The following is a 21725-nucleotide window of genomic DNA, read 5'->3' as shown; positions in this document are numbered from 1 at the left end:
AGCCGTACGCGCCGCCTAAGCTAGGAGCACGATGAGCGTCATTACCGCCATGGACACCCTCGATATCCGGTTCCCCACGTCCCGGGAGCTGGACGGTTCGGACGCCATGAACCCGGACCCGGACTATTCGGCCGCGTACCTGATCCTGCGCACCGACGCCGCGGACGGGCACGAGGGCCACGGCTTCGTGTTCACAATCGGCCGCGGCAACGAGGTGGAAACCGCCGCCATCGCTGCCCTGCGCGAACACCTCCTGGGCCGCAACGCCGAGGACCTGCTGGCGGACATGGGTGCCACCTGGAAGCTGCTCGCCCACGATTCCCAGCTGCGCTGGCTCGGACCGGAGAAGGGCGTCATGCACATGGCGATCGGCGCCGTCGTGAACGCCCTCTGGGACCTGAAGGCCAAGCGCGCCGGATTGCCGCTCTGGGAGCTCCTGTCCCGGATGAGCCCGGAGGAACTCGTCGCGCTGGTGGACTTCCGCTACCTCAGCGACGCCCTCACCCCCGAGGAAGCGCTCGGCATCCTGCGCGCCGCAGTACCGGGCCGGGAGGCGCGACGCGCACAACTGCTCGCCGAAGGCTACCCCGGATACACCACGACCCCGGGCTGGCTGGGATACAGCGACGAGAAGCTTACGCGCCTGGCCAAGGAAGCCGTGGCCGAGGGATTCACCCAGATCAAACTCAAGGTCGGGGCTTCCCTGGAGGACGACATCCGCCGCCTCCGCATCGCCCGTGAGGCCGTAGGCCCGGACATCCGGATCGCCGTGGATGCCAACCAACGCTGGGACGTCCAGGAAGCCATCGAGTGGATGCGCCACCTCGCGCCCTACGACATCGCCTGGATCGAAGAACCCACCAGCCCGGATGACATCCTGGGCCACGCGGCCATCGCCCGCGGCGTGGCGCCCATCCCGGTGGCCACGGGCGAACATGTCCAGAACCGCGTGGTGTTCAAGCAGATGCTGCAGGCCGGCTCCCTGCAAGTGCTTCAGCTCGACGCTGCCCGCGTGGCCGGCGTCAACGAGAACATCGCCATCCTGCTGCTGGCCGCGAAGTTCGGGGTCCGGGTCTGTCCGCACGCCGGCGGGGTGGGCCTGTGCGAAGCGGTCCAGCACCTGTCCATGTTCGACTTCGTGGCGGTCTCCGGAACCAAGGAGGACCGCATGATCGAATTCGTGGACCACCTGCACCAACACTTCGTCACGCCGGTCGATGTCCACGGGGGCGCCTACTGGCCGCCGTCGGCTCCCGGCGCCGGAAATGAAATGCTCCCCGCCAGCCTGGCGGACTACCGTTACCCCGACGGACCGGTGTGGGCTGCCGAGGCGAGCACCACAGTAGCGAGCACCATAGTAGCGAGCACCGCCGCCGTCGAGAACTGAAGGAGAAGCCGTGATCCAGCACGCCCCGTGGTTCGAGGAGTCCCGCCTTGGCATGTTCGTGCACTGGGGGCTGTACTCCCTGGCGGCCCGGCACGAGTGGGTGATGAACCGCGAGGAGATCACCGTGGAGGAGTACTCGAAGTACTTCCGCCGCTTCGATCCGGACCTCTACGATCCCCGCGAATGGGCCCGTGCCGCCAGGAGCGCCGGCATGAAGTACGTGGTCCTCACCACCAAGCATCACGAGGGTTTCTGCCTCTGGGACTCCGCCCTCACGGACTACAAGGCCACCAACACCCCTGCCGGCCGTGACCTCATCGCCCCCTACGTGGAGGCGCTCCGCGCCGAAGGCCTGAAAGTCGGCTTCTATTACTCCCTGATCGACTGGCACCACCCCGACTTCACCGTGGACTCCGTGCACCCGTTGCGGAACGCCGGCTTCGGGAAACTGAACGAGGGCCGGGACATGGCCCGCTACCGGGAGTACCTGCACGGCCAGGTCCGTGAACTGCTCAGCAACTACGGCACCATCGACTACCTCTTCTTCGACTTCTCCTACCCGGGCGGCATGGACGGCCACCCGGCCGGGGGCAAGGGCCGGGACGACTGGGGTTCCGAGGAGCTGCTTGCCATGGTGCGGGAACTGCAGCCCGGGATCGTGGTCAACGACCGCCTCGACCTGCCGGGAGACTTTGTCACGCCGGAGCAGTACCAGCCGGCCGGTCCCATGATGTCCGACGGCGTTCGGCTCGCCTGGGAGGCGTGCCAGACACTCAACGGCAGCTGGGGTTACGACCGCGACAATCTCGACTACAAGAGCCCGGACCTCCTGGTGCGGATGCTGGTGGACGGGGTGTCCAAAGGCGGCAACCTCCTCCTGAACGTCGGCCCCACCGCCCGCGGCAGCCTCGACCCGCGCGCCGCCGAATCCCTGGCGGGCATAGGCGAGTGGATGCGGCTGCACGGCCGTTCCATCTATGGTGCCGGACCGTCGTCGTACCTTCCTCCCGCCGACGCCCGCTATACCCGGCGCGCCAAGCGGCTGTACGTCCATCTGTTCGCCTGGCCGTTCGGCTTCGTGCATCTGCCGGGCCTCGCCGGGAAAGTCGAGTACGCGCAACTGCTCAACGACGCCTCCGAACTCCGCCTCCAGGAACCGGACCCGGAGCAGGAGGCCTATGCCACCACCCCCGGCGCCCAGCCGGCGGGGACGTTGATCATCAAACTGCCCATCCAGCGGCCGCCGGTGGCAGTGCCCGTACTGGAACTGTTCCTCAAGGACGGCGCAGATGCCTGAGATAACGGCACCGCAGGCACCAGCCCCGCAAACAGTTGCCCTGCACACCCGGCTCAAGCCCGGTGCGGAGCAGGAATATTACGACGCCCATGCGGGGATTCCGGGCGAACTCGTTGCGGCGCTGAAGGATGCAGGCGTGCGGAACTGGCGCATCTGGCGCAGCGGCCTGGAGCTGTTCCATCTGGTGGAGGTGGACGACTACCAGGCCATGCGCCATGCTCTCGCCGACCACCCCGCCAACGTGCCCTGGCAGGCCCGGATGGCTGAGCTGCTCGAGGTGGAGGACGATTACTCCGGCAACGACTCCGGCATCCCGAAGGTCTGGGAACTGCCGTGAACGGCGCCGTGGGGAACGCTGGCACCGGACGTCTGGAGCTTGTCGGAAAGCTCGGCAGGATCGGCTTCGGCGCCGCGGGAATCGGCAACCTCTACACCGCCATCCCTGACGGAGAAGCCCTGGCGACGGTCCTGGCCGCCTGGGACTCCGGCGTCCGCTACTTCGACACCGCCCCGCACTACGGACTGGGCCTGTCCGAACAGAGGCTGGGCGCCGTGCTCCGGGACAAGCCGCGCGCCGAGTTTGTCATCTCCACCAAGGTGGGCAGGCTGCTTGAACCCCACGACGCCGCCGGCCGCCGGGACGACGAGGGCTTCGACGTTCCGGCGGACGCCGTACGCCGCTGGGACTTCAGCGAAAAGGGCATCCGCCAGAGCCTGGAGGATTCCCTGGGCCGGCTGGGCCTGGAGTACGTGGACATCCTCTACCTGCACGACCCCGATGTGTACGACCTCGACGCCGGAATCACCCGGGCACTGCCCGCGCTGGAGAAGCTCCGCGGCGAAGGCCTGGTCAAAGCCATCGGCGTCGGCACCAATTCGGCTGAAGCCGCGCTCGCCTGCGTCGAAAAGGCGGACCTGGACCTCGTGATGCTTGCGGGCCGTTACACGCTGCTGGAGCAGCCCGGCGTTCCGTTGCTGGACCGCTGCGTGGAGCGCGGCACCGGCGTCGTGGCCGTCGGTGCCTTCAACTCTGGTCTCCTGGCCCGGCCCGAGGTGCCGGACGATGCACATTACAACTACGGGCAGGCGCCGCGCGCCCTGCTGGAACGCGCCCGGGCGCTGGCGGCACTGTGCCGGGACTTCGGCGTCGAACTCCCGACGGCGGCCCTGCACTTCCCGCTGCGGAACCGGGCCGTGGTGAACGTGACGGTGGGCGCACGCAGCCCCGAGCAAGCGGCGCTCAATTCGGCTCGGATGAACACCGCCGTGCCCGAGGAACTGTGGGCCGCGGTGGAAGCATTGGAACCTGGGGGAGCCGCGTGATCGACGCGCACCTGCACCTGTGGAACCTCGACGGCGGCGGGTACGGTTGGCTGGGACCGCAGCACGGGGCGCTGTTCCGCAGCTTCACGGCGGAGGAGGCCGGCCGGGAGCTGGCCGCCTCCGCCGTGCAGCAGGCCATCCTGGTGCAGGCGGACGACACCCTCGAGGATACGGAGGCGATGTTCGCGGCCGCGGACAGCCATCCCTGGGTAGTCGGCGTCGTCGGCTGGATCCCGCTGGAGCGCCCCGCCGAAGCCGAGGCCGAACTTGCCCGTTTTGCCGCCCATCCGAAGTTCCGCGGTATGCGGCACCTGGTCCACGACGATCCGCGGGACAACTTCCTCGATCTCGCCCCGGTGCGTGACTCGCTGCGCCTGCTGGCCTCGAGGGGCGTCGCGTTCGATGTTCCCGACGCCTTCCCGCGCCACCTCGGAGCCACGGTGCGGCTGGCCCGGGAGCTCCCGGAACTGGCCGTCGTCCTGGACCACCTGGGCAAACCGCCGCTGGGCGCCGGCGCGGATTCGGAGCCGATGGCGCAGTGGCGCGCGGACTTCCGGGCGCTGGCTGCGCTGCCCAACACGGTCGCGAAACTGTCCGGACTGCACCTGCCCGAGGTTCCTTATACGGCCGCGGCCCTGCGGCCCCTGTGGGAGGAGGCCTTGGATGCCTTCGGCCCGGGGCGGCTGATGGTCGGCAGCGACTGGCCGGTCAGCACGCTCGGCGCACCCTACGCGCAGACCATCGCTGTGCTGCTGGAACTCATCGCTGAATTGTCCGACGCCGAACGGCGGCAGATCCTGGAAGGAACCGCGGCGCGGACGTACGGACTGGAGCTGTAGTTAAAGCGCCTGGCGCAGCCAGTTCTCTACACCGCTGATGTGCACGGTGACCAAGGCCCGCACCAGTTCGGCGTCGCCGCGCTCCAGCGCATCCGCGATTGCCTTGTGCTCGGCCAGGGTGTGCGCCACGGCCTTCTCCTGGGTGATGCCGCGCCAGATGCGAGCCCGGACGGTGTCCCCGGACAGGGCCTCGAGCAGCCCGCTGAGGTAGTCGTTCCCGGCCGCCGAGGCGATGATGCTGTGGAATTCGAGGTCGTGGGCCACGAGCTCTTCGACGTCGGTGCCCTCGTCGATGCCTTCCACCGTGGCGCGCAGGGCCGTCACTTCCTCCGGCGTGATGCGGCCGGCCGCCATGTGGGCAGTGGCCGGTTCCAGGATCCGGCGGACTTCGAAGAGTTCCAGGATGGAGCGGTTCTGGTGCAGCTCCACCACGAAGGCCACGGCCTCGTTGAGCAGCTTCGCGTCCAGGCTGGTGACGTAGGTGCCGTCACCGCGCCGCACATCCAACACCCGGATGAGCTCCAGGGCCTTCACGGCCTCGCGCAATGAGCTGCGGGACAAGCCAAGGCTTTCGCTGAGCTCCTTCTCGGGCGGCAGGCGGTCCCCGGCCTTAAGCTCGCCGCGGATCAACATGTCCTTGATCTTGCCGATCGCCTCGTCAGTCACAGCCATGGCTCAATCGTAGCGGCGAGTGGTCCGATGTCTGAGGAGCGGCGACGCTATGCGGCGAATTTGAAACTGTACCGTCTGGACGGTATAGTTTTTGCTTGTCAGACTTCCACCCTTTTCGAGAAAGCGGTCACCATGACCACGTCCGTCACCAAGCGCGAACGCTTCGCCGAGAGCGAGGCGGTTCTCCGTCCCGATCCCGTCCGTGGCAAGCAGCAGGGTGCCGGACGGCGCTGGCTCGCCCTCGGCGCGCTGATGTTCCCCGTGCTGCTGATCGCCGTCGACAACACCGTGCTCAGCTTCGCGGTCCCGTCCCTGTCCCTTGCCTTGCGGCCCAACGGCACCGAACTGCTGTGGATCATTGACGTCTACGCCCTGGTGCTGGCCGGCCTGCTGGTCCCGATGGGCAGCATCGGCGACCGGATCGGCCGCCGGAAGCTCCTGCTGATCGGCGCCACCGGCTTCGCGCTCGTCTCCGTGCTGGCGTCCTTCGCCACCAACGCCGGCCAGCTGATCGGCGCCCGCGCTCTGTTGGGAGTCTTCGGTGCCATGCTCATGCCGGCAACGCTCTCCCTGATCCGGAACATCTTCACCGACCCCACCGAACGCCGCACCGCGATCGCCGTCTGGGCCGCGGGCTTCTCCGGCGGCGCGGCCCTCGGCCCGCTGGCCGGTGGCCTGCTCCTGGAGCACTTCGAATGGGGTGCCGTGTTCCTGCTGGCCGTGCCGATGCTGCTCCCGCTGCTCATCCTGGCGCCGCTCGTGCTGCCGGAGTCCAAGGACCCGAACCCTGCGCCGGTGGACCCGGCCAGCATCCTGCTGGTCATGGCCGCGATGGTTCCGTTCGTGTACGGCATCAAGGAATTCGCGCACGACGGCGGCCTGGCCGCTCTGCTGCCACTCGCCGTCGGGCTCGTGGCAGGGGCGCTGTTCGTCCGCAGGCAGCTACGGCGCCAGCGTTCGGGCAAGGCGCCGATGCTGGACATGACAGTGTTCCGGAACAAGGCGTTCAGCGTCTCCCTGGCCGCGAACCTGCTGAGCATCTTCTCGCTGGTGGGCTTCATCTACTTCATGTCCCAGCACCTGCAGCTCGTGGCCGGCCGTACCCCGCTCGAGGCCGGGATGCTCATGCTCCCGGGCCTGGCGCTGACTATTGTCGCGGGCCTGGTAACCGTGCCCGTGGTGCGCAGGATCCGGCCGGCCCACGTGGTCACCGCGGGGCTGCTGATGAACATGAGCGGCTACGTCGTGGTGCTCCTGTTCGGCCAGGGCGGGGAGCTGTGGGCGCTGCTGCTCGGCTTCGCGATCGTTGGTTCCGGCGTGGGTGCCGCAGAGACCATCTCCAACGACCTCATCCTGGCCAGCGTCCCGGCGCCGCAGGCAGGTGCGGCCTCGGCGATCTCCGAGACCGCCTACGAGGTGGGGTCAGTAATGGGCACCGCGGTGCTGGGCAGCATCCTGGCCGCCGCCTACCGTGCCCACGTCGAGGTCCCGGAAACGCTCGCCGGCGACGCCGCCCGGCAGGCCTCCGAGACCCTCGGCGGGGCGATCGACGCCGCAAAGCTGCTGCCGGCGGAGCAGGCCCAGGCGCTGCTGGAGTCCGCCCGGCACGCTTTCGACTCCGGCGTCGGGATGACCTCGGCGATCGGCATGGTCCTGATGGCAGCCGCGGCGGTCATGGTCGCCGTCGTGTTGCGCGATCCGAAGCTGCGCTAAGCGAAGGCGGCTTAAAAGGGGAAAGGCAGCGAGCATGCTCGCTGCCTTTCCTGTTAACACTCGCCTAGATGGAGTCTTCCGAACCCGGGGCGGGGCGGTTGGCCACCACCGGGGACATGCCGGTGTAGCCGTCGCGGGCTTCGGCGATCTCGTGGATCCGCTTGCGGCACGCGTACCAGCCTCCCACCATCAGCGCACAGGCGATGAGGGTGACCAGCAAGGTGAGCGGCGAATCGATGAACACCATCACCAGGACCACGACGAGGAATACGAGCGTCAGGTAGCCGGTGTACGGCGCGCCCGGCATCCGGAAGGCCGGCCGCTTGAGCCAGCCCTTGTCAGCCCAGCGCTTGAGTTGGATCTGGCAGAGCACGATCGTGGCCCAAGTGGAGATGATGCCCACGGACGCGACGTTCAGCACGATTTCGAAGGCCTCGGACGGAACCAGGTAGTTCAGCGGTACACCCAGCAGGGAGACGCCCGCGGTGATCGCGATGCCGCCGTAGGGCACGCCGGCCTTGTTCATGCGCTGTGCGAATTTCGGGGCGGAGCCGGCCACGGACATGGAGCGCAGGATGCGGCCGGTGGAGTACAGGCCGGCATTCAGCGAGGACAGCGAGGCCGTGAGGACCACCAGGTTCATGATGGTGTCCACGCCCTCGACGCCGATGGAACCGAAGAACGTCACGAAGGGGCTGACGCCCTTCTGGTACGAGGTGAACGGCAGCAGCAGGGAGAGCAGGATGACCGAGCCCACGTAGAACACCGCGATACGGAAGACCACGGAGTTGATGGCCTTGGGCATGATCTTTTCCGGGTTCTCGGTTTCGCCCGCGGCAGTGCCGACCAGCTCGACCGAGGCGTAGGCGAACACGACGCCCTGCATAAGCAGGATCATCGGCATGATGCCGTTCGGGAAGATGCCGCCGTTGTCCGTGATGAGGGAGAAACCGGTGGGAGCGCCCGTGGGCGTGCCGAAGGCGACGAACCAGATGCCCAGGATGAGGAAGGCCACCAGGGCGGCAACCTTGATCAGGGCGAACCAGAATTCCATCTCGCCGAAGACCTTCACCGAGACCAGGTTCAGCGACAGCACCACGACCAGGGCGATGAGCGCCCAAGCCCACTGCGGCACGGCGCCGATCCAGGGCACGTACTTGCCGAAGAAGTTCATGTAGATGGCTGCGGCCGTGATGTCCACGATTGTGGTCATGGCCCAGTTGATCCAGTAGAACCAGCCCGAGGCGAAGGCCGCCTTTTCACCGAAGAACTCACGGGCGTAGGAGACGAAGGAACCCGAGGACGGGCGGTGCAGGACGAGTTCGCCCAGGGCCCGCAGGATCAGGAACACGAATGCGCCGCAGATCGCGTAGGAGAGCACCAGCGAAGGGCCCGCGACGTTCAGGCGGCCGCCGGCGCCCAGGAACAGGCCGGTGCCGATCGCGCCGCCGATCGCGATCATCTGGATCTGACGCGGCTTGAGGTTCTTGTGGTAGCCCTTGTCCTCGGCGTGCAGCAGTTTCTCAGTCGCGTGCGCCTGCTGCGGGACCGTGTGGTCGGTGATGGGTTGATTGCTCATGGGGATCCTTAGGGGTTTCCTGCGGGGGAGGTTCCGGTTAGGGGACGACGGCGGAAAGCCGGCCGCCGTCGTCATGCTCGCTGCCGCTCGTGTCGCAGGGGCGTGCCCCTGCTGGGGAGGGCGGCAGCGGAGTGTCAGCTGCCCAGGTTGGCGAGCCGTTCGGGACGCAGCAGCTCGTTCAGCTGCTCTGCGGTCAGCATTCCGTGCTCCAGCACCAGCTCGGCGACGCCGCGCCCGCTGGCCAGTGCCTCTTGGGCAATGGCCGTGGCGGAGGCGTATCCGATGTGCGGGTTCAGGGCCGTGACCAGGCCGATCGACTGCTCCACGGTGAGGCGCAGGCGTTCGGCATTGGCGGTGATGCCACGCACGCACCGTTCGGTGAGCGTGTGGCAGGCAGCTTCCAGGTGGGAAATGCTCTTGTGGATGCTGTGGACGATGATTGGCTCGAAGGCGTTCAGCTGCAGCTGGCCCGCCTCGGCCGCCATGGTGACAGTGACGTCGTTGCCGATGACCTCGTAGGCCACTTGGCTGACCACTTCCGGGATCACCGGATTGATCTTGCCTGGCATGATGGACGATCCCGACTGGACCGCCGGGAGGTTGATTTCGCCCAGTCCCGCGCGCGGTCCGGAGGACAGCAGGCGGAGATCGTTACAAATCTTGGAGAGCTTCACGGCCACGCGCTTGAGCACGCCGGACAGGTGCACGAAGGCTCCGACGTCCTGGGTGGCCTCGATGAGGTCGACGGCGGTGACCAGCGGCAGTCCGGTGATCGCGGCCAAGTGCCGGCAGGCTGCCTCGGCGTAGCCCTTCGGGGCGTTCAGCCCGGTGCCGATCGCGGTGGCGCCCAGGTTGATTTCGTGGACCAGCAGCTGGGATTCGGCCAGGCGGGCGCGGTCCTCGCCGATCGTCACGGCGTAGCCGCCGAACTCCTGGCCCAGGGTCATGGGCACGGCATCCTGCAGCTGGGTGCGGCCCATCTTGACGACGGTGCGGAACTCCCGGCCCTTCTCCGCGAAGGCTTCTTCGAGGATTGCGAGGGCCTTGAGGAGGCCCTGGACCGAGAAGATCGTGGCCAGGTTGACGGCCGTGGGGTAGACGTCGTTGGTGGACTGGCTCAGGTTGACGTGGTCGTTCGGGTGCAGGCGGGCGTAGTCGCCCTTGGGGTGGCCTAGGATTTCCAGGGCACGGTTGGCGATCACCTCGTTGGCGTTCATGTTGGAACTGGTGCCGGCGCCGCCCTGGATCACGTCCACCATGAACTGCTCGTGGAGCTTGCCGTCCAGGATGTCCTGGCAGGCCTGCTCGATGGCCCCGGCGCGCTCCGCGTCCAGGAGGCCGAGTTCCCGGTTGGTGCGGGCGGCTGCCAGCTTCACCGCGGCCAGGCCGCGGACAAGGTCCGGGTTGCTGGAGAGGCGCTGGCCCGTGATGGGGAAGTTTTCGATCGCGCGGAGGGTGTGCACACCCCAGTACGCGTCGGCCGGGACATCGCGGTCGCCCAGGAGGTCGTGTTCCGAGCGGAAGCGTTGATCGTCGTTGCTCATGGCGTTCCTTTGGTCTGTTTTTGTGTGCAAGTTGGCAGTTAGCGGCAACGTTTCTCGGAAACACTGCCCCGACGTGTCAGCTCGCGGGTGTGGTCTGGAAGTCGGCCGCGGGGAGGAAAGCCGCGGCGCGGAGGACGCCCACGGGCTTGCCGCCGCCCAGCACCGGCGGGATCTGCAGCGCCGCCAGGGAATCGGCGTCGACCCCCAGTTCGGCGAGGACCCGGACGGTGACGGGCAGGCGGGCCCGGTCGCCGCCGTCGGAAATCTTGATCGCGACGCCGGTCCCGTCCGCGAGGCCGATCAGCTGAAGGCCCTCGAAGCCGTCCTTCGCCAGCAGGCCCGGCACCGCGCGCATCATGGCGGTGACGTCGCGGCCTTCGCCGGCCACCATCTCCGGGAAGGCGCGCATGGCGTGGGCCACCTGGCCCTCGTGGCTTTCCGGGCTGGCGGAGGCGAGCCGGCCGTACGCGCGGGCCATGCCGCGCAGGCTGTGGGCGAAGAGCGGCGTGCCGCAGCCGTCGGTGCTGACCGCGGCGGCGTCTTCGCCCGTGAGCTCGGTGATGGTGTCGCGGACGAGGACCTGGAGCGGGTGCTCCGGGTTCAGGTAGCCCTCAACCGGCCAGCCGTTGATGGTGCAGACCGCGGCCATCGAGGCGTGCTTGCCCGAGCAGTTCTGGGCCAGCTGGGTGGGGCCGTTGCCGGCGCGGAGCCATTCCTCGCGTTCCGCGACACCGTAGGGGAGATCCGTGCTGTTCGCCAGCGCTTCCTCGTTCAAGCCGTGCATTTCGAGGATCCGGCGGGCGCCGTCCTGGTGCATGGCTGCGCCCGAGTGGCTCGCCGCGGTGAGGGCGAGGAGATCCTGCTCCAGTTTGAGGCCGGCGCGCAGCAGCGCCACGGCCTGCAGCGGCTTCAGGGAGGAACGCGGGTAGATGGGCGCGTCGGGATCGCCTGCGGTCACCTTGGTGTCAGTGCCGGTGCCTGTGCCGGGGCCTGTGCTGGTGCCTTTGGCGTTGCCGGGGCCGGTGCCCTCGGCGTTCCCGGGGCCGGTGCCCTCGGGGCCGAGCGCGATGAGCGAGCCGTAGTGGACGCTCTCGACAAGGCCGTCGCGGGTCTGCTCGGCCAGCGGGACGTGGTGCGGGGTTGGCATGGCGTCCTTAGGTAGTTGTTTCGTGATGGTCTGTAGGGTTTTGGGCGCGATGGCCTGTGCAGGGCCGGCTAGCCCTGCGTGGAGTTGAGGATGCTGTCCAGGGCGATGCTGACAGCCTCGAGGTGGGCGGCCATGGCGGCTTCCGCTGCCTTGGCGTCGCCGGCGTCGATGGCCTCAATGATCCGGAGGTGCTCGTCGTCCGAGGCGTGGCGGCGGTCAGCCACCATGTTGAGGGTTTCGGACTGGTGTGCCAGGGCCTCACGGATGTCGGCAACGACGCTTTCGAAGACCTTGTTGCCGCTGGCCCGGGCGATGATGGAGTGGAAGGCGGCGTCCAGGCTGACCCAGGACTCGGGATCGTTTTCGCCGAGCATCTCCTCCATGAGCCCGCGGAGCTGCTTGAGGTCGTCCTCGCTGCGGCGCTGTGCCGCCAGCCCGGCGGCGGGAACCTCGATGTGCGGGCGCGCTTCGTTGAGGTCACGGGCGGAGTACTGGCCCAGCGTGAGGTCGTTGGCCACTTTGTTGGCGACCACGAAGGTGCCCTTGCCGGTCTTGGTGACTGTCAGGCCGAGGGCGTTGCAGGAGCGGAGGGCCTCGCGGATCACCGAGCGGCTCACGCCGTACTGGCCCGCCAGAGTGGCTTCGGAGCTGAGTTTCGCGCCGACTTCCACCGCGCCGGATTCGATGTCCTGCCGGATGGTGCTGAAGACCGCCTCGGCCGCGCTGAGGCGGGCAAGGGGAGTGGCGGGACGCGGTGCCGGTGCTGCTGGCGCCGGCGTTCCTTTCGCAGGGAGGCGGCCGTCGGCCTGTCCTGCTGTCCGGCTGTCTGACAGGTTCACGGTTAAGAATATGGCACGGGTCACAAGGGCCTGTCAATTGGAGTTTTTCTTGGTTCTCCTCGGGCATTCCTGTGTGCTGTTCCCGGGTTCCCCTGCCCGGCCAGCGCACATTCTGCTGGATCACCCCGGCTGCCCGGGGCCCGGGGCCCGGAACGGCGGGGTTTCGGAAACCCGGCGGGTCGGTGATCCAGCAGAATGTTGCCGGCCCGTTTCCCGGCGCATAATCGAGGTGGAGCGGCCGGTGAATGGTGCCGGTGAACAGGGAGGTTGCGGATGCAGGCACCGCCACGCATGACCGTCGAGGTTCCACTGCTCAGCCTCGGCGAGGGGCCCGCCGACTATGAGGCGCTGGGCAGCTACGTCGATGCGCTGCGCAGGCCGCGCGGGCTGCATATGACCCTGCTCCACGTGGGAATCCTCGAAGACTTCGCAGGAGATGTGGCCGCCTGGACCAAGGGGTTCACCAGTGCTGAGAAGGCGCTGGAACGCACCGCATCCTGGCTGCGTGGCCTGCCTGTCCTGGACGGATTCACGGCCAGCTCACAACGCTTACTTTCCCTTGGCGGGGGGAGGGTGTCCGGCCTGGAAGTCGACGTTCCGGAGGCGGTGCGGGACTTCCAGCTTTCCTTGGTGGTGGCCCTTCACGGCTTGCTCGATGAACTTGCAGTGGACAACATCGACGACTTCATCCTCAGCTCGCCGGCCCTGGGCTACAGGTCCCCGCACTGGACACCCCACGTTGCAGTGGGCCGGCCAAAGACCAGGCGAAGCGGGCCCATCGACATCGAACCGCTGGCGCTGGAGTTCGGGGCATCGCAGATCAGGAATGCGTGGGTGCTGGATGGAGTTGGGGGAACCGCACCGCCATCGGAGATGTAGCCTTCGGGATCGTCCCTCGTTGCTGGTCCCGATTTCGCTCAATTCAAAGGAGCCAGCCCCGGGTGGTCGATGAGGGCTTTTTCACCATGTGTGTTGAGGATCGCGAGGACAGCGATTTGTGCAACGTAGATACCGTGGAGCATCAGCGGTTCCGCGGATTCAAATTCCACAACTAGCGTGTTGCTCGCGAGGTCCGCATATAGGCCGCTTGTGGCGTTGAAGTAGAAGCTGAGATTCCGGCCTCCGGCACTGCACACAATCCGTTGATTCGACACAAAGACCCTGGAGACCTGCCACTCGCGCCACTGTTCCCGTGCCAGCGCCTCGGCATTGCGGCGAGCTGCCGAATTGCTTACTGAGTCTGCCACCAGGCCCAAGGCAACAAACGAAGGGCGGCCGATGTAAACGCCTCCGCGTTGCCAGTAAGTTACGTCTTGACCGTAGAAGCGTGCATACTCCGCGGGAGCATCCAGGAAAAACGCTTCCCCGTGGTTCGGAACAATTCCCCAAACCGTGATTACCGGGGGTACCTGGCGGGCCAAAAGGGTAGATCTCAGGCCGCGGGCGTTTTCCCATGCGTTTGACGCCTGTGTGGCCAGTTCAAGGGTCCTTACTTCCTTCTTGGTGTATTTTCCCTTCGCGCGGCGCCACGCACGGAAGCACCGGTAACCATTCCGGATTGCGAAGACCGCGAAGACAACCGGTGCAGCGAGAGCCAGCAGAACCAAGAGGAGGGTCGTGAGGGCGCCTTCAATGGATTCGCTCCAACCCTTGACCGTCTGTTGGAGCAAGGACAACCCAACCAGTGGGAGGAAATAGCCTGCGATGCCGAGGGTGATTGGCAAGATCCATGGGCGGTGTCGTCGCCAAGCGGTCGTCTGTTTCATCAATGGCTCCAGCTCCAATCACTCGTTGCCGCGTTCGCCAGTTCAGATACTGCGGCCCTGGCATGTCGTTGGGAGTGTAGGCCGAGGCGGACCGGGCTGGCTTGTCACGCTTGGGGCTCCTGTGGATAACTCCGCCGCCGCACATTCTGCTGGATCACCCCGGCGGCTCAGGCTTCCGTTCCGCGGAACGGCAGGCCACGAGGACGCTGACGAAGCGAGTGATCCAGCAGAATGTCACGGGCTTCACGGCTACGCCTGGCCCGCCTACCCTGAACCTTGATGCACACCGAAACCAACGCCCACGGGGCAAGCGGAACAAGCGAGGCAGCCTTCGCCCACCCCGAGATAACCGCAGCGCTCAGGGACCTCGAACACCGGATCTCAAAAAGCAAGAGGGTCATCCTCGGCGTCACCGGCCCGCCCGGCGTCGGGAAATCCACCTTCGCGGAATGCCTCGCCGCACACTTCGGACCGGAAACCAGCGTCGTGGTGCCGATGGACGGCTTCCACCTGGGCGAGGCGGTCATCGCCGGCACCGAATTGAAACAGCGCAAGGGCGCCATCGACACCTTCGACGTCGGCGGCTATCTCTCGCTGCTGCAGAGGCTCAAACGCCGCGACGAGGACGTCGTCTACGCGCCGCTGTATACGCGGGACATCGAAGAACCCATCGCCGCGTCGATCGCGGTCCCGGCCGGAATCCCGCTGGTCATCACCGAAGGGAACTACCTCCTGAGCCCGGAGCCCGCCTGGCGAAGGTCCGCGGACAGCTCGACGCCGTCTGGTACCTCGAGCTCCCGGCGGACCTCCGGCTCGAACGCTTGATCCACCGGCACGTCGAGTTCGGAAAGGAGCCGTCCGCGGCCGAAGCCTGGGCCAAGGGAAGCGACGAAGCCAACGCCCGCCTGATCCAGGCCGACAGCCACCGGGCGGACCGCATCCTGCCGTGGAACTAGGGCTCAGAAGCAGCAGGTACCGTGGAGGGGACTCCCGACGCCGACCCGAGGACCTCCATGTCTCCGCGCACCCTGTTCCGAGCCGTTGCCTTCGCCGAGGCCGTCACCTGGACGCTGCTGCTGATCGGGCTGGTCCTGAAATACGTCACGGGAACCACGGAGCTGGGCGTACGGATCGGCGGCGGCATCCACGGCTTCGTTTTCCTCTGTTACGCCGCCGTGGCCGCCTTCACCTGGATCAACCAGAAATGGAGCGCCGGGACGGGCCTGATGGCGATCGCCTCCGCCGTCGTCCCTTACGCGACGGTTCCCGTGGAAAAGAGCCTGGACCGCCGCGGACTGCTCGACGGCGGCTGGCGGCTGGCCTCGGGCGGCGAGTCACCTGAGGGTGTCGCCGAAGTGGTGCAGGCCTGGGTGCTGCGCAAACCGTGGCTGGCGCTCGGCATCGCGCTCGCCGGCGTGGCCGCGGTGTTCAGCTTCCTGCTCTTCATGGGCCCGCCGGACACCTGGTTCGCCTGAGCCGCGCGGCCTGAGCGCCGCGGCCAGACTAAAGGTGCTGGATCCCCGCCCGCTGCATCGCGTCGCGATAGGTCTCGATGGTCTTCTCCAGCAGTTCCTGCTGCTTCGCCTCGGACAGGGCAAACGCCCGCCCGCCCAGCGCGCTCGCCTTGTAGACCTTGATGCCGTGCTCCCTGAGGGCCGAGTGGTAGGTCTTCTCGAACAGGGTGAGAAAGGCCGCGGCCTCCGCTCCATGCGCGACGACGGCGGAGACCCTGCGGTTGATCTTCAGGAACTGCCGGAACGGCTTGAGTCCGTCCAGCTTTTCCTGTGCGCTCAGCGAGGGGGGCAGGCCGGCGTCGCGGACCCAGGGATAGCTGTGCCACGGCATGACGTAACGCGGATCCAATTCGGCCCCGGTGTAGATTTCCTGCGTACGGCGGGCGGAGTCGTCGTCGTTAAAGAAGGACACGAACCCGGATGTTGTCCCGCGGCCCGGGCTCACCTGGAGACTGACGATCCGGCACTCGTCCTCGTCGTGGATGGGGTCGATGTACGGGACCATGGAACCGGGTTTCCGGGCCATTAGCTCCTCGCAGAGCTCCGTCACGGCAGCAATATTCGGTTCGCGGAGCAGGGCTCGTTTGCCGTCCCAGTCAATGTCCACGTTTTCTCCTTCGGCAAGCCCAGCCCCCAGAAATCCTCCGTCTCCTGACACTTTACGCGCCGCACCCGCGTGTCGTCGCCGCTAATTTTTTGCCGGTCTGGGGCGGACCCCGCGTTGCCCTTTCGACTTCAACGGCACCGTCGTAGGCTGGGCAGGAAGGACAGGAACCACCCAAAGCCGCGTGACCCATGGGAAGAACCCCTCCCAGACTGGCTCTTTGCGCAACAATCGCCGCCGCCTTGCTTGCGGCCTTCGGCGCGGCGTCCCCGGCCCCGGTCGCGGTATTGGCAAGCACGTCGGCGGCAAGCACAGTGGCGGCCCCGTCCCCTTTGGCCCAGCTGCGGCGCATGACCATGGGACAGCGGGTCGGGCAGTTGTTCATGGTCGCTGCCACTGCCACGGGCGCTTCCTCCACCACGCTGTCCGACATTTCCACCTACCATGTGGGCAATGCCTACCTCTCCGGCCGTAGCGCGGCAGGCACCACGGCTACGGCCGCCGTCGTCCGGAGCATGACGCAAAGCGTCTCTGCCGCTACGACGGGTAACGTCAAGCTGCTGGTGGGAACCGACCAGGAAGGCGGCTACGTCCAGGTCCTCAGCGGCCCCGGCTTCTCCACGATCCCGACGGCCCTGTACCAGGGCACACTGGATCCCGCGACGCTGCAGGGCTACGCACGGACCTGGGGCGGACAACTTGCCGCTGCCGGGTTGAACCTGAATCTGGCACCCGTGCTGGACACTGTGCCCAGTGCAGCCTTTGCCCCATTGAATGCCCCCATCGGCTACTACGAACGCGAGTACGGCTACACGCCCGCGACCGTCTCCAGCCACGGCTTGGCCTTTGCCGCAGGGATGAGGCAGGCAGGGCTGGTCACCGCGGTCAAGCACTTCCCGGGGCTGGGCCGGGTCACGGCCAACCCGGACAGCAGCACCAACGTCCATGACGCAATCACCACGATCACGGACCCATACCTGCAACCCTTCCAGGACGCCGTAAACGCAGGCACCGGCATCGTCATGGTCTCCAGCGCCTACTACGACAAGATAGACAGCGCCCACATCGGACCGTTTTCCGCCGTCATTATGAAGACCATGCTGCGCGGGAACCTTGGCTTCAATGGCGTCATCCTCTCCGACGATCTGTGCAACGCCGCGCAGCTGGCACCGTGGTCCCTGGCCGACCGCGCCATTAACTTCTTCAATGCCGGCGGCACCATGCTGTTGTGCGCCAACCCGGCCAGTATTCCCGCCATGTACCGCGCCGTGCTCAGCCGCGCCCAGTCGAGCGTTGCCTTCGACGCGGTGGTCAATACAGCAGCACTGAGGGTGCTCCAGCTCAAGGCGGGCACCCTCCCGAACGCCTTCGGTCATGGAGCCACGAGCTACATGACCGACTTCAACGGCGACGGCACGGGCGATGTGTTGGCCCGGGACGCTGCCGGGGCGCTGTGGCTGTACCCGGGCAAAGGCAACGGCACTTGGTGGCCCCGAGTCCAGGTGGGCGGTGGTTGGCAGAACATGACGGCGTTGCTGAGCCCGGGTGATTTCAACGGTGACGGCACGGGCGATGTGTTGGCCCGGGATGCTGCCGGGGCGCTGTGGCTGTACGGGGGCATGGGCAAGGGCACCTGGTTTCCCCGTGTCCAGGTGGGTGGCGGTTGGCAGAACATGACGGCGTTGTTGAGTCCGGGTGATTTCAACGGTGACGGTGCGGCGGATGTGTTGGCCCGAGATGGTGCCGGGGCGCTGTGGCTGTACCCGGGCAACGGGCGGGGGCTATGGTTCCCCCGTGTCCAGGTGGGCGGTGGTTGGCAGAACATGACGGCGTTGCTGAGTCCGGGTGATTTCAATGGTGACGGCGCGGCGGATGTGTTGGCGCGGGATGCTGCCGGGGCGCTGTGGCTGTACCCGGGCAACGGGCGGGGGCTGTGGTTCCCCCGGGTCCAGGTGGGTGGCGGCTGGCAGAACATGACGGCGTTATTGAGCCCGGGTGATTTCAATGGTGACGGCGCGGCGGATGTGTTAGCGCGGGATGCTGCCGGGGCGCTGTGGCTGTACCCGGGCAGGGGCAACGGCCTTTGGTTTCCCCGGGTCCAGGTGGGTGGCGGTTGGCAGAACATGACGGCAATTTTCTAGGACAACCGGCATCGGTCACGCCCTCTGGCGGCTGCCGCCGGTGCTCCCTAAACTGGCTGTTACCATCGTGCAGAGTCCCGCGGCGGGGGCGGGTTCCCACGGAATAACCCAGGGAGCATCCCCATGCGTCAAAACACCCGGCGTGGAAACACCCGCAAAACTGCAAGAGCATTCCGTCGTGCCGCCGTCGCCCTGCTGGCCGTAGCAGGCCTCCTCCTTCTTCCCGGTCCCGTTGCCTCGGCGAAAGCCCCTGCCCCGCACAAGACCCAGGCCGCCAAATCCATCGTCCTGCCGGGTGCCGGCGGGGCAGAAGGCATCGCCGCGGGCAAGGGCACCGTGTTCTACGCGGGCGACCTTGCCACCGGGGATATCTTCCGCGGCGACATCCGCAAAGGCACGGCCGCCCTCTTCATCGACGCCCCGGCGGGCCGTGTGGCTGTCGGCATGAAGTTCGACCGGCGCCATGAGTTGCTTTTCGTCGCCGGCGGCCCCGCCGGTACGGCCTACGTCTACGACACCAAGGCTGCCACCACCAAGGCCACAATCCAGCTGACCGGCAAGCAGCCGTCCTTCATCAATGACGTCGCCCTCACCCGGGAAGGCGCCTGGTTCACCAACTCGAACGTTGCCGAGCTCTACTTTGTCCCGGTGGGCGCTGACGGCAGCCTCGGCGCCGTCCGGACGCTCCCGCTCAGCGGCCCTGCGTCGAACACTGCCGCCCAGTTCAACCTCAACGGAATCGCGGCGGCGGACGGCGGGCGGACGTTGATCGTGGCGCACTCGGGCAACGCGGCCCTCTACACGGTCGACTCGCAGACCGGCGCCAGCGCGGCTGTATCCGGCGTGGCAGTCCCCAATGTGGACGGCATCCTGGTCCGCGGCCGGACGCTCTGGGCTGTGCAGAACTTCAGCAACCAGATCAGCCGTATCAAGCTGTCCGGGGACCTTTCGTCCGGCGTCGTGAAGGACGTCATTACCAGCCCGCTGTTCCAGATCCCGACGACGGCCGCCAACTTTGGCGGGAAACTGGCCGTGGTGAATGCGAAGTTCGGTGTCCCGGCACCGGAGAACTTCGACGTCGTGGTGCTGCGGGGGAGGTCGCGCTAGCGGCCGCTGCGCAGCTTCTCCATGTCGCGGCGGTCCTTCTTGGTGGGCCGTCCCGCGCCCCGGTCGCGCTGGGGCAGGCCGAGCGCCGCTGGCGCCGGCCGCTCCGGCGTGTGGTCGGTGAAGCAGTGCGAGGCCGCCTCGGCGCCCACCCGCTTCGCGATCAGCTGGCGTACCTCCAGGATCCGCTCGAAGCCGGGCTGCCGGACGCGCACGGTATCCCCGATGATCACGGTCTGTGAGGCCTTCACCGGGTTCCCGTTGATCCGCACGTGCCCGGCGCGGCAGGCGGCGGTGGCCGCCGAGCGGGTCTTGTAGGCGCGGATCGCCCACAGCCACGCATCGATGCGGGTGGTGGAGGAAGTCGGCAGGCTGTTCATGGCTGCGAACGAGTCTAGCCGTTTGCCCCGCAACGCACCTCTGTCTGTAATGCCCAGGACCTACCGCCGGCGCAGCTCGGCGAAATCCAGGTGCGGAACGACGGTGCCGGCGTCGCGCTCCAGGAAGTTGTTGCCGGGCGCCACGATGTCGTCGATCGCGTCCAGCAAGGCGTCGCTGAGCACGGTGTCCGCTGCCTTGAGGTAGTCCGTCAGGTGCTCCTCGGTGCGCGGGCCGATGATCACGCTGCTCACGGAGGGGTGGTTCAGGGCAAAGCCGACCGCCAGCTGGATGAGGCTGAGGCCGTGCTGCTCGGCCAGGCGGGCCAGGGCGTCCGCCGCGTGGAGCTTGGCCTGGTTGAAGGGCGCCGTGACGTCGAAACGGCCCGGCAGTGCGTTGGCTCTGGAGCTGGCCGGCTGGCGGGCGCCGAGCCGGTAGCGGCCGGACAACCAGCCGCCGTCGAGGGGGCCGTAGCTGAGCACCCCGAGGTTGTACTGCTGGGTGATGGCGAAGACATCGCGTTCGTTGGCGCGCACCAGCAGCGAATAGGGCACCTGGTCCACAACGGGCGGGATGAGGTGGTTGGTGTTGGCGATCCACTGCGCCTCCACCAGCTGGGCCGGCGTGAATACGGAGGTGCCGTAGTAGAGGATTTTGCCCTGCCGGATGAGGTCGTTCAGGGCGGTGATGGTTTCCAGGACGTCCGTGTTGTAGTCCGGCCGGTGCGCCTGGTAGAGGTCGATCCGGTCCGTCTGCAGGCGGTTCAGGCTGCCCTCCACGGCCTTCATGATCCAGCGCCGCGAATTTCCGGAGTGTGCCGGGTTCGAGCCCATTTGGCCGTGGAATTTCGTGGACAGGAATACGTCGTCCCGGCGGCCCTGCAGCGCGCGGCCCACGATGGCCTCCGCTTCGCCTTGGGAGTAGATGTCCGCGGTGTCCACGCTGGTGATTCCGGCGTCGAGGGCCGAGCGGATGATCCGGATGCTGTCCTCCGGGCCGGTGGGCGCGGAGCCGGTGCCGAAGTTGAGGGTGCCCAGGGTCAGGGGGCTGATCGGGACGCCGGTGCGCCCCAGGGTTCGAAGCTCGCTGAGGCTCATCTACGGCTCCCTTCGTGGAGAAAATCGCTGCAAAGCAGGAGTGGACAATCGCTTGACACGAGGCTACTCATTTGCGCGAAACATCGCCCGTAAAACGTAGGAGTTCTTAGCTTTTCGTATTCCGGGGTAACGCAAAGGGCATCGTGACGAAGCGTGAATGGGCGCACGGACACGCAATTACACAAATATTGCCCTCTGCCGGATCCAGTGAATTAGTTGGAAAGGAAGGCGCAGAAACACCGAGAGAGGACGAACGGCATGACCCAGGCGACAGTGGACGGAACAGCTTCGATCAAGCAGGCATTTGCGCAATTCCCTTCCGGGGTGGCCGCGTTCAGTGCCATGGTCGGTTTCGTTCCCGAGGTTCTGGTGGCGTCGAGCTTCACCGTTGGCGTTTCCCTGGAGCCGCCGCTGGTGATGTTCGCCGTGCAGAACTCCTCCACCACCTGGCCGAAGCTCCGCCGGGCGCCGCGCCTTGGCGTCTCGGTGCTCGCCGAAGGCCAGGAAGCCGTGTGCCTGCAGCTGTCCTCCCGCAAGGGCGAGCGTTTCGCCGGTGTTGCCACTTCAACCAGCGACGCCGGCGCCGTCACCATTGACGGCGCGGTGCTGTCCCTGGAGTGCGAGATCGTGTCCGAGACGCCGGCCGGCGACCACGCGATCGTGGTGCTGGAGGTCAAGTCCACGGAGATCAACGACGACGCCCGGCCCCTGATCTACCACGGCGCGTCCTTCCGGCGGCTGACCGAAGCAGCCTGAGCGGGGGCTGCTCACCGAGGCCTTC

The 21725-nt window shown here is 67.0% G+C and carries 22 protein-coding genes; 13 read left to right on the top strand and 9 right to left on the bottom strand.

The annotated features are described in order from the left end of the window. Positions 1-31 precede the first annotated feature (31 nt). Genes ACN9M4_RS18770 through ACN9M4_RS18750 form a run of 5 tightly spaced genes read left to right on the top strand, consistent with a single transcriptional unit; the run spans position 32 to position 4846 of the window. On the top strand, positions 32-1387 hold the full coding sequence (locus ACN9M4_RS18770; RefSeq protein ID WP_426300581.1) for an L-fuconate dehydratase: 1356 nt from the start codon (positions 32-34) through the stop codon (positions 1385-1387). Between the two features lie 10 nt (positions 1388-1397). Continuing rightward, positions 1398-2684 (top strand): alpha-L-fucosidase, encoded by a 1287-nt coding sequence (locus tag ACN9M4_RS18765; protein ID WP_426300579.1) that lies wholly within the window; start codon positions 1398-1400, stop codon positions 2682-2684. Further along, entirely contained in the window at positions 2677-3021 is a 345-nt protein-coding gene (locus ACN9M4_RS18760; protein WP_426300577.1) for an L-rhamnose mutarotase, read from the top strand. The genes ACN9M4_RS18765 and ACN9M4_RS18760 overlap by 8 nt, the downstream gene beginning before the upstream one ends. Continuing rightward, entirely contained in the window at positions 3018-4007 is a 990-nt protein-coding gene (locus ACN9M4_RS18755) for an aldo/keto reductase (protein WP_426300575.1), read from the top strand. The genes ACN9M4_RS18760 and ACN9M4_RS18755 overlap by 4 nt, the downstream gene beginning before the upstream one ends. Further along, entirely contained in the window at positions 4004-4846 is an 843-nt protein-coding gene (locus ACN9M4_RS18750) for an amidohydrolase family protein (protein ID WP_426300573.1), read from the top strand. The genes ACN9M4_RS18755 and ACN9M4_RS18750 overlap by 4 nt, the downstream gene beginning before the upstream one ends. Here ACN9M4_RS18750 and ACN9M4_RS18745 read toward each other — a convergent pair whose 3' ends face one another. Beyond that, the gene (locus tag ACN9M4_RS18745; RefSeq protein WP_426300571.1) at positions 4847-5518 is read right to left on the bottom strand and encodes a FadR/GntR family transcriptional regulator; all 672 of its coding nucleotides are present in this window, start codon (positions 5516-5518) and stop codon (positions 4847-4849) included. Positions 5519-5650: 132 nt separating this feature from the next. Here ACN9M4_RS18745 and ACN9M4_RS18740 point away from each other — a divergent pair, with 132 nt between their 5' ends. Continuing rightward, positions 5651-7231: an MFS transporter gene (locus tag ACN9M4_RS18740; protein WP_426300569.1), complete on the top strand. Its 1581-nt coding sequence runs from the start codon at positions 5651-5653 to the stop codon at positions 7229-7231. Positions 7232-7295: 64 nt separating this feature from the next. On the opposite strand, the gene ACN9M4_RS18735 is transcribed toward ACN9M4_RS18740, so the two are convergent. The 4 genes from ACN9M4_RS18735 to ACN9M4_RS18720 all read right to left on the bottom strand — a co-directional run bounded on the left by ACN9M4_RS18735 (position 7296) and on the right by ACN9M4_RS18720 (position 12340). Continuing rightward, positions 7296-8810, bottom strand: coding sequence for an amino acid permease (locus ACN9M4_RS18735; RefSeq protein ID WP_426300567.1), 1515 nt, complete (start codon positions 8808-8810; stop codon positions 7296-7298). Positions 8811-8944: 134 nt separating this feature from the next. Continuing rightward, positions 8945-10354 (bottom strand): aspartate ammonia-lyase, encoded by a 1410-nt coding sequence (aspA, locus tag ACN9M4_RS18730; RefSeq protein ID WP_426300565.1) that lies wholly within the window; start codon positions 10352-10354, stop codon positions 8945-8947. A 76-nt stretch (positions 10355-10430) separates the two neighbouring features. Then, positions 10431-11501, bottom strand: coding sequence for an asparaginase (locus ACN9M4_RS18725; protein WP_426300563.1), 1071 nt, complete (start codon positions 11499-11501; stop codon positions 10431-10433). Between the two features lie 68 nt (positions 11502-11569). Beyond that, the gene (locus tag ACN9M4_RS18720) at positions 11570-12340 is read right to left on the bottom strand and encodes a FadR/GntR family transcriptional regulator (RefSeq protein ID WP_426300561.1); all 771 of its coding nucleotides are present in this window, start codon (positions 12338-12340) and stop codon (positions 11570-11572) included. Positions 12341-12613: 273 nt separating this feature from the next. On the opposite strand from ACN9M4_RS18720, the gene ACN9M4_RS18715 reads away from it, so the two are divergent. Next, positions 12614-13219 carry a hypothetical protein gene (locus tag ACN9M4_RS18715; protein ID WP_426300559.1) on the top strand — a complete coding sequence of 202 codons (606 nt, stop codon included), beginning with the start codon at positions 12614-12616 and terminating at the stop codon, positions 13217-13219. Between the two features lie 38 nt (positions 13220-13257). Here the strand turns inward: ACN9M4_RS18715 and ACN9M4_RS18710 are convergent, their stop codons facing one another. Next, positions 13258-14106 (bottom strand): hypothetical protein, encoded by an 849-nt coding sequence (locus ACN9M4_RS18710; protein WP_426300557.1) that lies wholly within the window; start codon positions 14104-14106, stop codon positions 13258-13260. Between the two features lie 279 nt (positions 14107-14385). Between ACN9M4_RS18710 and ACN9M4_RS18705 the strand changes: the two genes are divergently transcribed. Genes ACN9M4_RS18705 through ACN9M4_RS18695 form a run of 3 tightly spaced genes read left to right on the top strand, consistent with a single transcriptional unit; the run spans position 14386 to position 15581 of the window. Beyond that, on the top strand, positions 14386-14931 hold the full coding sequence (locus ACN9M4_RS18705) for a hypothetical protein (protein ID WP_426300555.1): 546 nt from the start codon (positions 14386-14388) through the stop codon (positions 14929-14931). After that, entirely contained in the window at positions 14928-15062 is a 135-nt protein-coding gene (locus ACN9M4_RS18700) for a hypothetical protein (RefSeq protein ID WP_426300553.1), read from the top strand. The genes ACN9M4_RS18705 and ACN9M4_RS18700 overlap by 4 nt, the downstream gene beginning before the upstream one ends. 57 nt (positions 15063-15119) lie before the next feature. Next, the gene (locus tag ACN9M4_RS18695; protein WP_426300551.1) at positions 15120-15581 is read left to right on the top strand and encodes a DUF3817 domain-containing protein; all 462 of its coding nucleotides are present in this window, start codon (positions 15120-15122) and stop codon (positions 15579-15581) included. Positions 15582-15609: 28 nt separating this feature from the next. Here the strand turns inward: ACN9M4_RS18695 and ACN9M4_RS18690 are convergent, their stop codons facing one another. Next, positions 15610-16227 (bottom strand): uracil-DNA glycosylase, encoded by a 618-nt coding sequence (locus ACN9M4_RS18690; protein WP_426300549.1) that lies wholly within the window; start codon positions 16225-16227, stop codon positions 15610-15612. A gap of 188 nt (positions 16228-16415) precedes the next feature. Here ACN9M4_RS18690 and ACN9M4_RS18685 point away from each other — a divergent pair, with 188 nt between their 5' ends. Beyond that, entirely contained in the window at positions 16416-18365 is a 1950-nt protein-coding gene (locus ACN9M4_RS18685; RefSeq protein ID WP_426300547.1) for a glycoside hydrolase family 3 N-terminal domain-containing protein, read from the top strand. Positions 18366-18488: 123 nt separating this feature from the next. Beyond that, positions 18489-19472 (top strand): hypothetical protein, encoded by a 984-nt coding sequence (locus tag ACN9M4_RS18680; protein WP_426300545.1) that lies wholly within the window; start codon positions 18489-18491, stop codon positions 19470-19472. On the opposite strand, the gene ACN9M4_RS18675 is transcribed toward ACN9M4_RS18680, so the two are convergent. Together ACN9M4_RS18675 and ACN9M4_RS18670 are read right to left on the bottom strand one after the other, a co-directional pair. Beyond that, on the bottom strand, positions 19469-19849 hold the full coding sequence (locus ACN9M4_RS18675; RefSeq protein ID WP_426300543.1) for an RNA-binding S4 domain-containing protein: 381 nt from the start codon (positions 19847-19849) through the stop codon (positions 19469-19471). The two genes, ACN9M4_RS18680 and ACN9M4_RS18675, sit on opposite strands and share 4 nt — an antisense overlap. 60 nt (positions 19850-19909) lie before the next feature. Continuing rightward, on the bottom strand, positions 19910-20944 hold the full coding sequence (locus ACN9M4_RS18670) for an aldo/keto reductase (protein WP_426300541.1): 1035 nt from the start codon (positions 20942-20944) through the stop codon (positions 19910-19912). A gap of 258 nt (positions 20945-21202) precedes the next feature. Here ACN9M4_RS18670 and ACN9M4_RS18665 point away from each other — a divergent pair, with 258 nt between their 5' ends. Then, positions 21203-21700 (top strand): flavin reductase family protein, encoded by a 498-nt coding sequence (locus tag ACN9M4_RS18665; RefSeq protein ID WP_426300539.1) that lies wholly within the window; start codon positions 21203-21205, stop codon positions 21698-21700. Positions 21701-21725: the final 25 nt, after the last annotated feature.

Source organism: Arthrobacter sp. R-11 (assembly GCF_049913155.1).
GTDB lineage: Bacteria > Actinomycetota > Actinomycetes > Actinomycetales > Micrococcaceae > Arthrobacter.
Note: the sequence above shows the minus strand (reverse complement) of the source record. Positions and strands in the feature narration are given on the sequence as shown.

Excerpts from the sequence above, each read along its gene's own strand:
- ACN9M4_RS18770 (WP_426300581.1), top strand. The coding sequence starts at position 32 with ATGAGCGTCATTACCGCCATGGACACCCTCGATATCCGGTTCCCCACG.
- ACN9M4_RS18760 (WP_426300577.1), top strand. The coding sequence starts at position 2,677 with ATGCCTGAGATAACGGCACCGCAGGCACCAGCCCCGCAAACAGTTGCC.
- ACN9M4_RS18745 (WP_426300571.1), bottom strand. The coding sequence starts at position 5,518 with ATGGCTGTGACTGACGAGGCGATCGGCAAGATCAAGGACATGTTGATC.
- ACN9M4_RS18740 (WP_426300569.1), top strand. The coding sequence starts at position 5,651 with ATGACCACGTCCGTCACCAAGCGCGAACGCTTCGCCGAGAGCGAGGCG.
- ACN9M4_RS18735 (WP_426300567.1), bottom strand. The coding sequence starts at position 8,810 with ATGAGCAATCAACCCATCACCGACCACACGGTCCCGCAGCAGGCGCAC.
- aspA (WP_426300565.1), bottom strand. The coding sequence starts at position 10,354 with ATGAGCAACGACGATCAACGCTTCCGCTCGGAACACGACCTCCTGGGC.
- ACN9M4_RS18725 (WP_426300563.1), bottom strand. The coding sequence starts at position 11,501 with ATGCCAACCCCGCACCACGTCCCGCTGGCCGAGCAGACCCGCGACGGC.
- ACN9M4_RS18715 (WP_426300559.1), top strand. The coding sequence starts at position 12,614 with ATGCAGGCACCGCCACGCATGACCGTCGAGGTTCCACTGCTCAGCCTC.
- ACN9M4_RS18710 (WP_426300557.1), bottom strand. The coding sequence starts at position 14,106 with ATGAAACAGACGACCGCTTGGCGACGACACCGCCCATGGATCTTGCCA.
- ACN9M4_RS18705 (WP_426300555.1), top strand. The coding sequence starts at position 14,386 with ATGCACACCGAAACCAACGCCCACGGGGCAAGCGGAACAAGCGAGGCA.
- ACN9M4_RS18695 (WP_426300551.1), top strand. The coding sequence starts at position 15,120 with ATGTCTCCGCGCACCCTGTTCCGAGCCGTTGCCTTCGCCGAGGCCGTC.
- ACN9M4_RS18685 (WP_426300547.1), top strand. The coding sequence starts at position 16,416 with ATGGGAAGAACCCCTCCCAGACTGGCTCTTTGCGCAACAATCGCCGCC.
- ACN9M4_RS18680 (WP_426300545.1), top strand. The coding sequence starts at position 18,489 with ATGCGTCAAAACACCCGGCGTGGAAACACCCGCAAAACTGCAAGAGCA.
- ACN9M4_RS18675 (WP_426300543.1), bottom strand. The coding sequence starts at position 19,849 with ATGAACAGCCTGCCGACTTCCTCCACCACCCGCATCGATGCGTGGCTG.
- ACN9M4_RS18670 (WP_426300541.1), bottom strand. The coding sequence starts at position 20,944 with ATGAGCCTCAGCGAGCTTCGAACCCTGGGGCGCACCGGCGTCCCGATC.
- ACN9M4_RS18665 (WP_426300539.1), top strand. The coding sequence starts at position 21,203 with ATGACCCAGGCGACAGTGGACGGAACAGCTTCGATCAAGCAGGCATTT.